The sequence below is a fragment of the Modicisalibacter coralii genome (assembly GCF_004117855.1).
Lineage (GTDB): Bacteria > Pseudomonadota > Gammaproteobacteria > Pseudomonadales > Halomonadaceae > Modicisalibacter > Modicisalibacter coralii.
Genome location: NZ_QWBW01000011.1, coordinates 125237 through 141099, shown reverse-complemented (window position 1 = coordinate 141099; position 15863 = coordinate 125237). Strand labels below are relative to the sequence as shown.

Genomic DNA, 15863 nt, shown 5'->3' with positions numbered 1-15863 from the left:
CGCGCTCGCCGAGGCCCGCTACAATCTGGCCAGCGCCCGGCAGGCGCTTCTCGAAGCCAGGCAGGAACAGCGCCAGGCCCGCCAGGAGTGGCAGGCGTCCGGCCTTTCCGGAGAGCCGGATTCGCCGCTGGTACTGCACGGCCCCCAGGTCGCCACCGCCCAGGCGGCCGCGGACAACGCCGAGGCGGCCATGGCCAGCGCCCAGAAGGATCTCGACCAGACCCGCATCGCCGCCCCCTTCGACGCCCTGGTCGTCGAACGCGATGTCGCGCCCGGCAGCTACGTGCAGGCCGGCGATACCCTGGCAACGCTCTACAGCACCGACCGGGTGGAAGTCACCGTCTCGCTGCCGCAGCGCGACTGGCAGCAGCTGCCCGACGCCGCGATCCTGACCCGCGGCGACTGGCCGGTCACGCTCCGGGACGACCAGACGGGCCAACAGTGGCAGGGCCGCGTGGTGCGCGTGGAACGCCACCTCGACGACACCACGCGCCAGCGCGCCCTGGTCGTGGCCGTCGATCAGCCGCTCGACCGCTCCCCGGCCCTGCTGCCGGGCAACTTCCTCGAGGTCCGTCTCGCCGGACGCGAGGTCGCCGATCTGTGGAAACTCCCCGCCTCGGCACTCAGCCAGCGCGGCAAGCTCTGGTATGTCACCGCCGACGGCACGCTGGCCGATGTCGATGCCGAGCCGGCGTTCCGCGACGGCAATGCGATCTACGTCCCCGTGCCTGACGATCTGGCCGATCGCCACCAGCGCGTGCTGACCCACCCGCTGAGCAGCTACCTGGCGGGCATGGCCGTGAACGCGGTGCGCCCCGACGACCCGAATGGCAGCGCGGCCCTGGCCGATGCCGGGACGCCAGCGAGCGAGGGCGGCGACGATGAGTGACCCGACGCCCCCGCACTACCGTGGGCCCATCGCCTGGTTCGCCGCCAACCCGGTCGCGGCCAACCTGTTGATGCTGCTGGTCATCGCCCTGGGCATCACCCAGATGGGGTCGCTGCGCAAGGAAGCCTTCCCGAGCATGGAGCCCGACAGTCTCAGCATCTCGGTCAACTACGACAGCGGCTCCGCCCGGCAGTCCGAGGAGGGCCTGGCGATCAAGATCGAGGACGCCCTGCAGGACGTCGTCGGCATCGACTCGATCACCAGCACCTCCACCGGCGGCGGCACCACCGTCACCGTCGAGAAACGCAGCGACTACGACCTCGACACCCTGCTGCGCGACGTCAAGGCCAAGGTCGATGCCATCTCGAACTTTCCCGTCGCGGCCGACGAGCCGGTCATCGCCAAGGACCGACGCGAGGCTCACGCCCTGTGGCTGCAGCTCTACGGCGATGCCGACCGCCACACGCTGCAGCAGCTCGCCGAGTCGCTCAAGGCGGGGCTGCTCGACCGCGGTGCCATCAGCCGTGTCGACATCGCCGGCGACCTGGACCCGATGATGGCGATCGAGATCGACGAGGCGCGGCTGCAGGCGCTCGGCCTGGCGCTCGCCGACGTCGAGGACGCCATCAATGCCGGCTCCACCGACACCATGACCGCGGTGATGAGCAACGACCAGCTCTACCTCCAGCTCAAGGCTTCCAATCAGGCCTATCTCAAGGAAGCGTTCGCGGCGATACCGCTGATCACCACCACCGACGGCAAGTGGGTGCACCTCGGCGACGTCGCGCGGATTCGCGACACCTTCGACGACGACACGGCCGTGCTGTCGCGCTTCAACGGCAGGAACAGCATCGCCCTCGAGGTAATCACCACCGGTCAGGACGACATCAGCGATTCGGTCAGCGATGCCCGTGCGGTGGTCAAGCAGTGGCAGGAGGGGGGACGTCTGCCGCACGGCGTCTCGCTGGCCACCTGGCACGATCGCAGCGTCGCGATCGGCCAGCGCCTGAGCCTGATGATCGAGAACGCCATCGTCGGCATCCTGCTGGTCTTCGTCCTGCTGGCGCTGTTCCTCAATCTCACCGTGGCCTTCTGGGTAGCGATGGGCCTGCCGTTCATCGTCTTCGGCACGCTGTTCCTGATGGGCGACAACCTGCTGGGCCTGTCGCTCAACGAGTTCACCACCTTCGGATTCATCATGGCGCTGGGCATCGTCGTCGACGACGCGGTGGTGGTCGGCGAAAGCGTCTACACGGTCCGCGCCAGCGAGGGCGACAGCCTGGCCAATACCATCAGGGGCACGCAGCGGGTGGCGATTCCCACGCTGTTCGGCGTCTTCACCACCGTCGCCGCCTTCGCCGCGCTGGCTCAGCTGGACGGCGGTCTGGGCAAGCTCTATGCCCAGTTCGCGATCATCGTCGCGCTGTGCTTGGTATTGTCGATCATCGAGTCCAAGCTGATCCTGCCGGCCCACCTGGCCCACCTGAATACCCGTCGACGCCGCGTCAGGCACCCCTTGATGCGCGGCTGGCAGACGCTTCAGCAGGGCGCCGACCGTGGCTTGAGCCTGTTCAGCGAGCGCTGCTACCGGCCCTTGATCGGCGGCGCCCTCGAACACCGCTACGCCGTGACGCTGCTGTTCGTGGCGCTGTTCGCGCTGGTCATGGCGATGCCTTTCACGGGCGCGGTCCGCATCAGCTTCTTTCCCTCGGTACCGGGCGACACCGTGCGCGCCACGCTGACCATGCAGGGAGATGCCAGCTTCGGCCAGACCCACGCCGCCCTCCGGCGCCTCGAGGACGAGGCCTACGCGGCCGACCGCGCCCTGCGCGGCGATGCGCCCGGCGCCATCGCGCACCTCCAGTTGCTCTCGGAGGCGGACCAGTCGGGCAAGGTGACCGTCGAACTCGACGACGACGCCCCCTATGACCTGGCTACCTTCACCCGTCGCTGGCGCGCGCTAGCCGGCCTCCCCGAGGGCAGCAAGACGCTGAGCGTGCAGAGCCACCGAGCGATGGTCGATGCCCTGCGCGTCGAGCTTCGCGCCAGCGATGACGAGGTGCTCAACCGCGCCGGCGAGGCACTCAAGACCGCCCTGCAGGCGATTCCCGCGGTCAACGGCATCGATGACAACCTGACGCCCGGCCAGCCGCAGCTGAACCTGTCGCTCACCGCCCAGGGGCGGGCACTCGGCATCACCACCCAGATGCTCGCCGAGCAGGTACTCACCGCCTTTCAGGGCCGGGTGGTCCAGCGCTTCCAGCGCAACGACGACGAAGTCGAGGTCAAGGTGCGCTATCCCGAAGCCGCCCGTCGCAACGCCACGGATGTCCTCGGCGCACGCCTGCGCACCCCCGATGGCGACGTGGTGCCGCTGTCCAGCGTCGCCACGGCGAGCTACGGCTACACGCGCGATTCGATCACCCGCATCGACGGCGAGCGGGCCGTCTACGTCTCCGCCGACGTCGACAAGCAGCGCCTGTCGTCGACGGAACTGGTGGCGCAGCTGCAGGCGTCCATCATTCCCCGACTCGAGCGTCAGTACCCGACGCTCAGCGTGCATTTCGCCGGCGAGGCCGAGCAGCAGGCCGAGACCCAGTCGTCGATGCTGACGCAGTTCCTGATCGCCCTGCTGGTGATCTACATGCTGCTGGCGGTGCCGCTGAAGTCCTACGTCCAGCCGCTGTTGATCATGACCGCCATCCCGTTCGGCGTGGTCGGGGCGATCCTCGGTCACTGGCTCAACGGTCTGCCGGTGAGCATCCTGTCGCTCAACGGCATCATCGCCCTCAGCGGGGTGGTGGTGAACGACAGCCTGCTGCTGGTGGCTCGCTTCAACGAGCTCCGCCCCGACGCGAGACACAGCCACGAGGCCATCGGCCAGGCCTGTCGCAGCCGCCTGCGCGCGGTGCTGCTGACCTCGCTGACCACCTTCGCCGGGCTGATGCCGCTGCTCGGCGAGACCTCGCATCAGGCCCAGTTCCTGATCCCCGCGGCGGTCTCGCTGGGCTACGGCATCATGTTCGCCACCCTGATCACCCTGATCCTGATCCCGGTGCTGTTGCACATCCAGCTCGACGTGGCGGCGGGGCTCGCGCGCATCAGGCAGCGTCTGCTGCCAGCCAGGGAGGACGAGAACGCCGCCTGATGCCACGATGCCATTCAGGCAAGTCCGCCGGTCGGGCCAATAGCGATGCTGCCAGCCCGACTGGCGATGACACTACCCACTCTTGGCTCAGAACTCGCTCCAGTCCGCCTCCGCGGTGACGGACCTGACATGCCGGCCCGCCGCCCCCCGGCCGGTGGTCGCGTCGGCCTCGGCGCGCGAGCCCGGGGCGGCGCTGCGGGATGCCGGCAGGCTGGCCACGGCGGCGTCGAGCCGGAAGGTTCCGACGATCGCCTGTAGATGCTGCGCCTGATCCTCCAGCGAGCTCGCCGCGGCGCTGGACTGCTGCACCAGGGCGGCATTCTGCTGGGTGGCCGAATCCATCTGGGTAAGGGCGTCGTTGATCTGCTCGATACCACCGTTCTGTTCACGGGTGGCGTGGGAGATCTCGCTCATCAGTTCGGCGACGCGGCGGATCGACTCCACCGTCTGGGAGATGGTCTCGCCGCTGCGCTCGGCCTGCTGGGCGCCTTTCTCGATGCGCGACGTGGAGGCCTCGATCATGGCGCGGATCTCGCGGGCGGAGTCGGCACTGCGGCTCGCCAGCGAGCGGACCTCTCCGGCCACCACGGCGAAGCCACGCCCCTGCTCGCCGGCCCGCGCGGCTTCCACCGAGGCATTGAGGGCGAGGATGTTGGTCTGGAAGGCGATCGAATCGATGACCTGGATGATGTCGTTGATCTTTTTCGAGTTCTCGGCGATCTCGCGCATCAGCGTCACGGTACGCTCGACCTCCTCGCCACTGCTCTCGGCGGATGTCGATGCCTGACTGGACAAGCGATCCGCCTCGAGCGCCGAGTCGGTGTTCTGGCGCACCGTCGAGGCCATTTCCTCCATGCTCGAGGCGGTTTCCTGGATCGCCGACGCCTGCTCCTCGGTGCGCGACGACAGATCCTGGCTCCCCGCGGCGATTTCACGAGCCCCGGTGAAGACACTCTCGCTGCTCTCGCGCAGCGAGCTCACGACCTCCATCAGTCGTTGCTGCATGCGCTGGAGGGCGGCGAACAACTGGCCGATCTCGTTACGCCCCCGCGCCTCGATGCGCGCGGTGAGATCGCCCTGCGCGATGCGCTCGAAATGCGCGACCGCCTGTTCCAGCGGGCCGACGACGAGGCGGATCATCCCCTGGCGCAGGACGACCGCGAGCAGCACTGCGACGACCAGCAGGCCGACGGCGACGAGCGTGACGATGCCGCCCATGCGTGATGTCTCGCCGATCAATTCATCGCCGCGGGACTCGATATAGCGCACGAAGTCACGCACGGCCTCGTCGAAGCGTGCGAAGTCGTCGTTCATGTCTCGCGTCCGTTCGCGCACGACACCCGGGCTGAGGTCCGCCAGCAAGGGCTCCAGCGAGTCCGTCACGATCGTCTGATAGGTTTGGGTGATCCGGTCGACGTAAGGCGCACGCTGCGAGCCCTCCTCGACCGGCACCGCCTGGAACTGGGCGAAACGCTCGCGGGCCCGCGCGAGATAGTCACGGGCCTGTGTCTTGCTGAGCTGTGCCCCTTCGGTATCGCCTTGCTGGCTGAGTGTCGCGTACTCCTTGAGCGCCGAGGCGGTGTTGAGCAGATTGACCTGGGTGCGGTTGATCGTGTTGGCCTGCTCGACGTTGATCTCCGACAACTCATCCACCGCCGTCGAGCTGGCGTTGTTGGCATAGATGCCCAGGGCACTGATCAAGCCGATCATGACCACCAGGGCCGCCAGGGCGAAGGTCAGACTTCGCCGAATCGATATGTCATGCATCTGTATCTTTCCCTTCGAACGCGCGTGGAAGCCGGTGAAATCACCTGCCCTCCCAATCGGCGCGCCGGGGGAAAAATGAAGTATACTTAACCAAAAGCCAACAATTCATTGCAATGAAAAACGGCTCACCGAAGTGAGCCGCTTATACGGAGGTCCCGCGGAACGTTTCAGGACAGGTTGTCGAGCCCGCGTTCCGCCATCGCCACGGCGCGGAACAGCGCGCGACGCTTGTTGATCGTCTCCTGCCATTCGCTGTCGGGATCGGAGTCGGCGACGATCCCGCCGCCGGCCTGCACGTGCAGTTCGCCGTCCTTGATCACCGCGGTGCGGATGGCGATCGCCATGTCCATGTTGCCGTGCCAGGAGAGATACCCCACCGCGCCCGAATAGATGCCGCGCTTGACCGGCTCGAGCTCGTCGATGATCTCCAGGGCGCGGATCTTGGGCGCCCCGGAGAGCGTGCCCGCCGGGAAGGTGGCGCGCAGCACGTCCATGGCGCTCATCCCCGGCTTGAGGCGGCCGGTGACCTGGGAAACGATATGCATGACGTGGGAGTAGCGCTCCACCGCCATGTTGTCGGTGACGGTCACCGAGCCCGTCTCGCTGATGCGGCCGATGTCGTTGCGGCCCAGGTCGATCAGCATGACGTGCTCGGCGATCTCCTTGGGGTCCTCGAGCAGGTCGACCTCCAGCGCACGATCCTCGTCGGGCGTGGCGCCACGCGGACGGGTCCCGGCGATCGGCCGCACGGTGACCTCGCCCTCCTCGAGACGGGTGAGGATCTCCGGCGAGGAGCCCACCACGTGATGGTCATCGAGGTTCAGGAAGAACATGTACGGCGACGGATTGAGGCTGCGCAGCGCGCGGTAGAGATCCAGCGGCGGCGCCTGGAAGGGGATCGACATGCGCTGGGAGGGCACGCACTGCATGACGTCACCGGCCCGCACGTATTCCTTGATGCGCGCCACCGCATCCTTGTAGCCCTGCTCGCTGAAACTGGCATGGAAGTCGTCCTCCGACACGCTGTCGCGGCCGGTGCCCGGGCTGACGGTATTGAGCGTGGCGCTGCGCAGCCGGACCTCGAGCGCCTCGAGGTGCTGGGTGGCCCGTTCGTAGGCGCCGGCGTCAGACGGATCGACGTGCGTCCACAACGTCAGCCGCCCGGACAGGTTGTCGAACACCACCAGGTCGTCGCAGACCATCAGCAGGACGTCGGGCACGCCGATGGGATCGGGCTTGTCCGCGACGTGCGCCCCGCGCAGGCGCGGTTCGATGTAGCGGATGGTGTCGTAGCCGAAATAGCCCACCAGGCCGCCGTCGAAGCGCGGCTGATCATCGAGCCGGGGCACCTTGAAACGCCCCTGGAACTCCTCGACCCAGGCCAGCGGGTCGTCGACCTCGCCCGCGCCGAGGATCTCGTCGTCGACGAGGTGGCGGACCTCGAAGCCGCGCACCTCGATGCGCTCGCGGGACGGCAGGCCGATGATCGAGTAACGGCCCCACTTCTCGCCGCCCTGCACCGATTCGAGCAGGAAGGTCCAGGGCGCGTCGGCCAGCTTCAGGTAGGTGGACAGCGGCGTATCGAGATCGGCGAGGACCTCGCGGGTGACCGGGATGCGGTTGTAGCCGGCCTCGGCCAGCTCGGCAAAGCGTTCGGGAGTCATCATACCCGTCAGTTCCTTCGAAGGCGTGGAAAGTCTCGGTTGTCGCGGGACCGCGGCGTCACGGCCGGTCGGGCGTCACCATCGCCAGCGACGGGCGTCGGCGGTCGGCGCGCGCCAGGGCGCGAAAAGGGCCTTCGAAGACTGACGTGCATTCAGCATGGTACGGGTCCGTTGTTTGCCGAATCTCGGGGGTGGGGCCCCCTCTTGGGCGGGCGAAATCACCCTAAACGAGTTCCCGCAGCGATTCAACTTCGCCGTCCGGCCCGGCAAGCCCCACCGGTTCACCGTGGTTGTAGCCGTAGGGCACCGCCAGCGTGCGAAAACCGGCGCGGCGGCCGGCCTCGATGTCGTGGCGCGAATCGCCGACCATCAGCGCCTGCCCCGGGGCGATCCCGAGACGCTCGGCCACGTATGTCAGCGGCAGCGGGTCGGGCTTCCGGCGCGGCAGGGAATCGCCACCCACCGTCAACTCGAACAGCCCCTCGACACCCAGCGCGGAGAGGATCGGCGCGATGAAGGCGTGCGGCTTGTTGGTCACCAGTGCCAGGCGCAGGCCGCGCTCGCGCAGCCCCTCGAGGGCCTCGCGCACCCCCGGATAAAGTCGGGTATGCACGCAGGGCGCCTCGCCGTAATGGCGGAGAAAGGCCTGATGCCCCCTTTCCAGCCGCGCCTCGTCGACGGCTCCGCCCACGGCGTGCGCCAGGGCCCGTTCGACGAGCTTGCGCGCGCCGTTGCCCACCCAGTCGCGCACCCGCGACTCGCCGGCGGCGGGGAGGTCCATGTCGCCGAGCATGGCATCGACGGCCACGGTCAGGTCGGGCACCGAGTCGACCAGTGTCCCGTCCAGGTCGAAGACCACCAGACGGATGCCTTCGAGGGGGTCTGTCATCACGCTCTCCCGGTCGGTTGGCGGCAGCTATTGCCGATCACGCATGTAATATTACGAAAAAACACCCCGCTTTGGGGCCCCAAAGCGTAGGAATCCTTCATGGGGAGGATTATCCTAGGCCCCATTCGTCGCCGACTCCAGGCGCACGCCCTCGTCCTCCGGACCCGAGCCGCTCCCTGACCCTGGCGACACCGTGCTTTCGTTCGTCCTTTCCCACCTTTCAAGGAGCCACACATGGCCATTCCACGCATCGTGGTCGTCGGCGGCGGCGCCGGCGGGCTGGAGCTGGTGACCCGTCTGGGTCACCGCCTCGGCAAGCGACGCCGCGCCGACATCGTCCTCGTCGACCGCAACCCCACCCACATCTGGAAGCCGCTGCTGCACGAAGTCGCCACCGGCGTGCTCGACTCGGGGCTCGACGAGGTCTCTTACCAGGGGCACTCCAAGGCCCACGGCTACCGCTTCCAGCGCGGCACCCTGAGTGATCTGGATCGCGAGGCGCGCACCCTCACCCTGGCGCCGATCCTCGATGACGACGACAGCGTGGTGCTGCCGGCACGCCGGATCGACTACGATTACCTGGTGCTGGCGCTGGGCAGCGTGTCCAACGACTTCGGCACCCCCGGGGTCGCCGAGCACTGCCACTTCCTCGACAGCCCGCAGCAGGCCGAGGCCTTCCGCAAGGACATGCTCAAGACCTTCATGCGCTACAGCGATCCCGAGCGGCGCAGCCATCCCACGCTGTCGGTGGGTCTGGTCGGCGCCGGGGCGACCGGCGTGGAACTCGCCGCCGAACTCTTCGATGCCTCGAAGATGCTCCACAACTACGGCTTCACCTCGCTCGACAGCGGCAAGCTCGACGTCCACCTGATCGAGGCCGCCCCGCGCATCCTGCCCGCCCTGCCGGAGCGTTTCGGACGCACGGTGCATCGCGAACTGGAAAAGCTCGGCGTGCACATCCACGTCGACACCCGGGTCACCTGCGCCGACGAATCGGGCTTCGTCACCGCCGACGGCGAGCGCATCCAGACCGCGCTCAACGTCTGGGCCGCCGGTATCCGCGCGCCGGCCTTTCTCTCCGAGCTGGGCCTGACCACCGAGCGCAACCACCAGATCCGCGTCGAGCCGACCCTGCAGAGCGTCGACGATCCGCGCATCTTCGCCCTGGGCGACTGCGCGGCCTGTCCCCAGGCCGACGGCAAGCGCGTCCCGCCGCGCGCCCAGGCGGCCCACCAGCAGGCCAGCCGGCTCTATCGCAACCTGCTCGCGGCGCTCGCCGACAAGCCGCTCAAGGCGTTCGTGTTCCGCGATCGCGGCTCGCTGATCTCGCTGGCGCATTTCGACGCCGTGGGCAGCCTGATGCGCGGCGCCTCGGCGCGCAGCCTGTTCGTCGAGGGGCGGCTGGCCAAGCTGTTCTATGCCTCGCTGTACCGCATGCACCAGCGCTCGATCCACGGCACCGTCAAGACCGGCATGACCGTGATCGTCGACGGCCTCAACCGTTTCCTGCGGCCCAAGATGAAGTTGCACTGAGCGGTTCGCCCCGCCATGCTCGATGGCACAGCGAGCGGGGAGGACCACCATGCAGCATTTCTTCAACGCGCCGTCACGGGTCGTCGACGAGACCCTGACCGCCACCGCCCACGCGGCGCCCTTGCGCATCGCCGAGCCCGGCAGCGGCGTGCGCATCCTGGTCCGCGCCGACTGGCGCCGCGACAGCCACGGCCGCGAGCAGGTCGCCGTGCTTTCCGGCGGCGGGTCGGGTCACGAACCCGCCCACGCCGGTTTCATCGGCGACGGCATGTTGACCGGCGCGATCGCCGGCAGCCTGTTCGCCTCGCCCAGCGTGGAGGCGGTCCTCGCGGCGATCCGCGAGACCTGCGGCGAGGCCGGCTGCCTGCTGGTGGTCAAGAACTACACCGGCGACCGGCTCAACTTCGGCCTGGCCGCCGAGCGTGCCCGCGGCGAGGGCCTGAAGGTCGCCATGGTGATCGTCGGCGACGACATCGCCCTGCCCGATACCGCCCAGCCGCGCGGCCTCGCCGGCACCCTGCTGGTGCACAAGGTCGCCGGCCATCACGCCCGCCAGGGCGAATCACTGGAATCGGTCCGGCAACGCGCCGAGACGCTCAGTCGTCGCATGGCCTCGCTGGGCATGGCCCTGGGCGGCGCCACCCTGCCCGGCCAGACAGAGACCCGGCACGACGCCGAGCTGGGCCTGGGCATCCACAACGAGCCCGGCGCCCGCCGGGTCGCCCCCAACGACGCCGACGAGGCGATGGGACTGGTGCTGGCCCCCTTGTGCGAGGCCCTGTCCCGCCGCGACGCGGCGCCGCCATGGGTCGTGCTGCTCAACAACCTGGGCGGCTGCTCGACCCAGGAAATGGCAGTACTCGGTGCCTCGCTGATCGCGCGCCTGGGCGACGACGCCACCCACCTGATCGGCCCGGCCGCGCTGATGACCTCACTGGACATGCCCGGCTTCTCGGTCACCCTCGCCCCCGCCGACGACGACCTGCTGGCGGCGCTGGACGCGCCCACCACGGCGCCGGCCTGGCCGGGTCTTGCCCGGTTGCAACCACCCGCGACCTTCTCGCCGAGGCTGGACAGCGACGATGAGGCCCTGCGCGACGACGCCCCCCAGGACGAGCGGCTGGCGGCGCCCCTGCGCCGCGCCCTGGACGCGCTCGACGCGGCGCGCGAGGAACTCGACGCCCTGGACGCCCGCAGCGGCGACGGCGACGCCGGCAGCAGCCTGGCGGAAGGCGCCGCCTCGGTGCGCCGGGCCCTCACGTCACGGCGCCTCGATACGGCCCATCCAGCGGCGCTACTGGCCGGTATCGGCCAGTGCCTGGCCCGCGACATGGGCGGCTCCAGCGGCGTGCTGCTGTCGATCCTGTTCACCGCGGCAGCCGCCAGCGATGACGCCACGCCCGCTGCGCGGCTCGCCGCCGGCATCGAGCGCCTGCAGGTCTACGGCGGCGCCAGCGCCGGTGACCGGACGATGCTCGACGCCCTGCTGCCGGCGATCGAGGCCCTGCAAGACGGGCAGGGATGGCAGGCGGCCGCGCGCGCCGCCCGCCAGGGGGCCGACGCCACGGCAGACATGCACCAGGCCCGGGCCGGGCGCTCGGCCTACGTGCCGGCCGAGTCGCTCGACGGCGTCGTCGACCCGGGCGCCGAGGCCGTCGCACGGGTCTTCGCGGCACTGGCCGCCGCCGACTGAGGCGGCGATGCCGCCTCGCCACCGCGTGTCGCCAGCCAGGCGCGCTTGGCCGGCGCGCTCTGGCGCTTGAGCCAGGCTTCCAGCCTCAGGGCATCGCCGTGATCGCCCACCCGCTGGCAGTGCACGAGCCGCAGGGGCCCCTTGCCACGCAGCGCGCGGGCCCCGCGTCGGCCGTGCCGATGCTCGCGAAAACGCCGCTCGACATCGGTCGAGATACCGGTATAAAGCGCCCCCGCCGCGGTCTCGACGACGTACAGCCACCAGCACCGCGGCTCGGCCGTGCTCTCGGTCATCGCTCAGATCCCGGCGAGCTCGCGGCGCAGCGTCCCGATCACGCTGTCGTAGCGATGCGGGTCGTCGGCGTTGCGCGCCTTGAAGATCGCCGAGCCGGCGACGAAGGTATCGGCGCCGGCCCGGGCGATCTCGGCGATGTTGTCGGCCTTGACCCCGCCATCGACCTCGAGGCGGATCGCCCGGCCGCTGGCATCGATGCGCCGGCGCGCCTCGCGGAGCTTGTCGAGCGTGCCGGGAATGAACGACTGCCCCCCGAAGCCGGGGTTGACGCTCATCAGCAGCACCATGTCGAGCTTGTCCATCACGTAGTCGAGGTAGTGCAGCGGCGTCGCCGGGTTGAACACCAGGCCCGCCTTGCAGCCGCCGTCACGGATCAGCTGCAGCGAGCGGTCGATGTGCTCGGAAGCCTCGGGATGGAAGGTGATGTAGCTCGCCCCGGCATCGATGAACTGACGGATCAGGTCGTCCACCGGCTTGACCATCAGGTGCGCATCGATGGGCGCGGTGACGCCGTGCTTGCGCAGCGCCTCGCAGACCATCGGCCCGATGGTCAGGTTGGGCACGTAGTGGTTGTCCATGACATCGAAGTGGACGATGTCGGCACCGGAGGCGAGCACGTCGTCCACCTCCTGACCCAGCCGGGCGAAGTCGGCGGAAAGGATCGAAGGGGCAATCTTGAAGTCGTTGGTCACGTCGGGCATGGCTCTTCGTCGGGTTGGCGAAAGTCGACATTCTAACCGACAACGTCCGGCTCTGTAGGCGCCGGGTTTGCAGGCCCGTGCAGCGGCGTCGATAGTTAAAGGGATCCTTCATCCGTCCTGCCAGGGAGAGCTTCCGATGCCGACCGCCCCTCGTCGATCGCACCGTCCGATACGCCATCTCTTCAGCCTGCTGGTCACCACCACGCTGGTGACCAGCGTTCCGCCCGCCCTCGCCGATTCCCGGGCGATCCTCGAGGGTGAACGCTTCCACCCCGAGGTCGGCAGCCACGCCATGGTCGCCACCAGTCACTTCCTGGCCTCGCAGGTCGCCCACGACGTGCTCGCCGATGGCGGCAACGCCGTGGATGCCGCGGTGACCGCAGGCTTCGCCCTGGCGGTGACCCAGCCGCGCTCCGGCAACATCGGCGGCGGCGGCTTCATGCTGATCTCCGACGAGAAGCGCGACAAGGTGATCGCCATCGACTACCGCGAGAAGGCCCCGTCCCACGCCTACGAGACGATGTTCCAGAACGACGCCGGCGAGGCCGTCCCGGAACTGTCCCGCTATACCCATAACGCCTCCGGGGTGCCCGGCACGGTGGCCGGGCTGGCGCTGGCGCTCGACGAGTACGGCACCCTGAGCCTCGCCGAGGCCCTGGCGCCGGCGATCGACCTGGCCGAGAACGGCTTTCCGCTACCGCAGCGCTTCGTCGACGGCGTCGAACAGGCCCGCGACCGCCTCGAGAAGTGGCCGGCGACCCGCGCCAAGTTCTTCAAGGCCGACGGCAGCAGCTACCGGGTGGGCGAGATCTACCGCCAGCCGCAGCTCGCCGCCACCCTCAAGCGCATCGCCGCCCAGGGCCCGCGCGAGTTCTACGAGGGCGAGACGGCCCGGCTGATCGCCGCCGAGATGCAAAAGCACGACGGCCTGATGACCCGCGAGGATCTCGCCGCCTATCAGCCGACGATCCGCGAGCCCAGCCACGGCAGCTACCGCGGCTACGACGTCTACGCCATGAGCCCGCCCTCCTCCGGTGGCGTGCACATCGTGCAGATGCTCAACATCCTCGAGGGCTACGACATCGGCGCCATGGGCTTCAATTCGGCGCGCACCATCCACCTCATGGCCGAGGCGATGAAGCGCGCCTACGCCGACCGCTCGAAGTACCTGGGCGACACCGACTTCGTCGACGTGCCGCTCGCGGGGCTGACCTCCAAGGCCTACGCCGAGGCGCTGCGCACCGAGATCCCGCTAGACCGGGCCACGCCGAGCAGCGAGATCGCCCCCGGCAAGCCGCTGCCCTACGAATCCAACGAGACCACCCACTTCTCGATCGCCGACGACCAGGGCCTGGCGGTCTCCAACACCTACACCATCAACTTCAGCTACGGCTCGGGGATCGTCGTCGACGGGGCGGGCTTCCTGCTCAACAACGAGATGGACGACTTCTCGGCCAAGCCCGGCGTGCCCAACGCCTACGGCCTGATCGGCGGCGAGGCCAACAAGGTCGAACCCAACAAGCGCATGCTGTCGTCGATGACCCCGACCATCGTCAAGAAGGACGGCCGGAACTTCCTGATCACCGGCAGCCCCGGCGGTTCGCGGATCATCACCACCACCCTGCAGGTGCTGATGAACGTCATCGACCACGACATGAACGTCCAGACCGCGGTCAGCGTGCCGCGCATCCACCATCAGTGGCTGCCCGACGAGATCCGCATCGAGCAGGGCGTGAGCCCCGACACCATCGCGCTGCTGGAGGCGATGGGGCATACCGTCAGCCAGCAGGACGCGATGGGCGCCGCGCAGTCGATCCTGATCGACGACGGCGTCTTCTACGGCGGTGCCGACCCGCGCCGTTCGACCTCCTCGGCGATGGGCCTCTGACCCGTCGCTCGCCGGGCGGGCCCGTAGCGGGGCCCGCCCGCCCCCGCGAAACGCCACGCCGCGACCAAGGTGTCATCGACACATCGGCACCGCCATGGGCCAATCGGAAGCCGACGCCGCCCGGAGACGCTGCATGCCGATACTCGTGATCGCCCTCGCCGAATGGTTCGGCACCGCCCTGTGGTTCACGCCCAACGCGGTGATCGGCGCGCTGCAGACGGTCTGGTCGCTGGCTCCCACCGATCTGGGCTGGCTGACCGGCGCGGTGCAGGTCGGCTTTCTGCTGGGTACCCTGGGCATCGGCCTGAGCGGCCTGGCCGACCGCCTCGATGCCAGCCGCCTGTTCGCGCTCGCCTGCCTGATCGGCGCCGTCAGCAATGCCCTGCTGCCCTTCGCCGGCGGGTTGTGGCCGGCGGTCGGCCTGCGCCTGATCACCGGCATGACGCTGGCCGGCATCTACCCGATCGGCATGAAGTTGATGGTCGGCTGGGCACCGGGACGCACCGGGCTGGGCCTGGCCTGGCTGGTGGGCATGCTGGTGCTGGGCACGGCGCTCCCCCATGCCCTGCAGGGGTTGAGCCTGCTGGATCGCTGGCAACTGCCCTGGGCCAGCGCGGTGTGGGGCGCCTCGCTGCTGGCGCTCGGTGGTGGCGCGATGCTCCTGACCCTCGGCGAGCCCGAGACCATGCGCGCCACGCGACGCGACCACCGAGGGCGTTCACCCTCCGGCACCCGGCTCGATGTCAGCGTGTTTCGGATTCCCGGCTACCGACGCGCCGCCGGGGGTTACTTCGGTCACATGTGGGAGCTGTACACGCTGTGGGCCCTGCTGCCGCTGCTGCTGGCTCACGCCCTGCCCGGCACCGACGCCGTCACGCTGGCGCTGGGCAGCTTCGCGCTGATCGCCATCGGCGGCCCGGCCTGCTGGCTGGGCGGCTGGCTGAGCCAGCACGTCGGCAGCCGTGCCGTGGCGGCCGCCGGCCTGGCCGGCTCGGCGGGCTGCTGTCTGCTCTACCCGTGGCTGAGTCAGTTGCCCGCTTCCTGGCACGTGGTCCTGCTGGGCGTCTGGAGCGCGCTGGCGATCGTCGATTCGGCGCATTTCTCGGCGCTCTCGGCGCGGGCCTGCCCGGCGGCACTGCTGGGCACCGGCCTGACCCTGCAGAACGCCATCGGCTTCGGTATCTCGGTGCTCTCGCTGATCCTGCTGATGCCGCTGTGGCCGGTGAGTGGCGTGTGGCTGAGCTGGCTGCTGCTGCCCGGCCCGGCCATCGGCCTGTGGCTGGTCAGCCGCCCCCTGTCGGCGCCCCGTGACGCCTCACCGCGCTGAGGCCGATATGAGAGAGCCGCGACACGCTTATTCAAATAACGAATAACCGACATTGTTGTAATTCCATTTG

The 15863-nt window shown here is 69.0% G+C and carries 11 protein-coding genes; 6 read left to right on the top strand and 5 right to left on the bottom strand.

Annotation, left to right across the window (positions count from 1 at the left end; genetic code table 11):
• Positions 1-889 (top strand): efflux RND transporter periplasmic adaptor subunit (locus D0901_RS07365; RefSeq protein ID WP_129139655.1); only part of this gene is annotated, 889 nt, incomplete at its 5' end.
• Positions 882-4037, top strand: coding sequence for an efflux RND transporter permease subunit (locus tag D0901_RS07360; protein ID WP_203234816.1), 3156 nt, complete (start codon positions 882-884; stop codon positions 4035-4037). The genes D0901_RS07365 and D0901_RS07360, both read left to right, overlap by 8 nt.
• Positions 4038-4124: 87 nt before the next feature.
• Here D0901_RS07360 and D0901_RS07355 read toward each other — a convergent pair whose 3' ends face one another.
• The 3 genes from D0901_RS07355 to D0901_RS07345 form a co-directional block, all read right to left on the bottom strand.
• Positions 4125-5804 (bottom strand): methyl-accepting chemotaxis protein, encoded by a 1680-nt coding sequence (locus D0901_RS07355; protein ID WP_129139654.1) that lies wholly within the window; start codon positions 5802-5804, stop codon positions 4125-4127.
• 167 nt (positions 5805-5971) lie between these two features.
• The gene (gene trpE, locus D0901_RS07350) at positions 5972-7468 is read right to left on the bottom strand and encodes an anthranilate synthase component I (protein WP_129139660.1); all 1497 of its coding nucleotides are present in this window, start codon (positions 7466-7468) and stop codon (positions 5972-5974) included.
• 223 nt (positions 7469-7691) lie between these two features.
• A complete protein-coding gene (locus tag D0901_RS07345; RefSeq protein WP_129139653.1) occupies positions 7692-8357 on the bottom strand; it encodes a phosphoglycolate phosphatase in 666 nt (221 codons plus the stop codon).
• 234 nt (positions 8358-8591) lie between these two features.
• On the opposite strand from D0901_RS07345, the gene D0901_RS07340 reads away from it, so the two are divergent.
• Positions 8592-9890: an NAD(P)/FAD-dependent oxidoreductase gene (locus D0901_RS07340; RefSeq protein ID WP_129139652.1), complete on the top strand. Its 1299-nt coding sequence runs from the start codon at positions 8592-8594 to the stop codon at positions 9888-9890.
• Positions 9891-9939: 49 nt separating this feature from the next.
• A complete protein-coding gene (locus D0901_RS07335) occupies positions 9940-11583 on the top strand; it encodes a dihydroxyacetone kinase subunit DhaK (RefSeq protein ID WP_129139651.1) in 1644 nt (547 codons plus the stop codon).
• Here the strand turns inward: D0901_RS07335 and D0901_RS07330 are convergent.
• Entirely contained in the window at positions 11493-11876 is a 384-nt protein-coding gene (locus D0901_RS07330) for a GIY-YIG nuclease family protein (protein WP_129139650.1), read from the bottom strand. The genes D0901_RS07335 and D0901_RS07330 overlap by 91 nt on opposite strands.
• 3 nt (positions 11877-11879) lie before the next feature.
• On the bottom strand, positions 11880-12578 hold the full coding sequence (rpe, locus tag D0901_RS07325; RefSeq protein WP_129139649.1) for a ribulose-phosphate 3-epimerase: 699 nt from the start codon (positions 12576-12578) through the stop codon (positions 11880-11882).
• Between the two features lie 136 nt (positions 12579-12714).
• On the opposite strand from rpe, the gene ggt reads away from it, so the two are divergent.
• Positions 12715-14466, top strand: a complete 1752-nt coding sequence (ggt, locus tag D0901_RS07320) for a gamma-glutamyltransferase (protein ID WP_129139648.1) — start codon at positions 12715-12717, stop codon at positions 14464-14466.
• A 133-nt stretch (positions 14467-14599) separates the two neighbouring features.
• Positions 14600-15793, top strand: coding sequence for an MFS transporter (locus D0901_RS07315; RefSeq protein ID WP_129139647.1), 1194 nt, complete (start codon positions 14600-14602; stop codon positions 15791-15793).
• The last annotated feature ends 70 nt before the right edge of the window (positions 15794-15863 follow it).

Excerpts from the sequence above, each read along its gene's own strand:
- D0901_RS07360 (WP_203234816.1), top strand. The coding sequence starts at position 882 with ATGAGTGACCCGACGCCCCCGCACTACCGTGGGCCCATCGCCTGGTTC.
- D0901_RS07355 (WP_129139654.1), bottom strand. The coding sequence starts at position 5,804 with ATGCATGACATATCGATTCGGCGAAGTCTGACCTTCGCCCTGGCGGCC.
- trpE (WP_129139660.1), bottom strand. The coding sequence starts at position 7,468 with ATGACTCCCGAACGCTTTGCCGAGCTGGCCGAGGCCGGCTACAACCGC.
- D0901_RS07345 (WP_129139653.1), bottom strand. The coding sequence starts at position 8,357 with ATGACAGACCCCCTCGAAGGCATCCGTCTGGTGGTCTTCGACCTGGAC.
- D0901_RS07340 (WP_129139652.1), top strand. The coding sequence starts at position 8,592 with ATGGCCATTCCACGCATCGTGGTCGTCGGCGGCGGCGCCGGCGGGCTG.
- D0901_RS07335 (WP_129139651.1), top strand. The coding sequence starts at position 9,940 with ATGCAGCATTTCTTCAACGCGCCGTCACGGGTCGTCGACGAGACCCTG.
- D0901_RS07330 (WP_129139650.1), bottom strand. The coding sequence starts at position 11,876 with ATGACCGAGAGCACGGCCGAGCCGCGGTGCTGGTGGCTGTACGTCGTC.
- rpe (WP_129139649.1), bottom strand. The coding sequence starts at position 12,578 with ATGCCCGACGTGACCAACGACTTCAAGATTGCCCCTTCGATCCTTTCC.
- ggt (WP_129139648.1), top strand. The coding sequence starts at position 12,715 with ATGCCGACCGCCCCTCGTCGATCGCACCGTCCGATACGCCATCTCTTC.
- D0901_RS07315 (WP_129139647.1), top strand. The coding sequence starts at position 14,600 with ATGCCGATACTCGTGATCGCCCTCGCCGAATGGTTCGGCACCGCCCTG.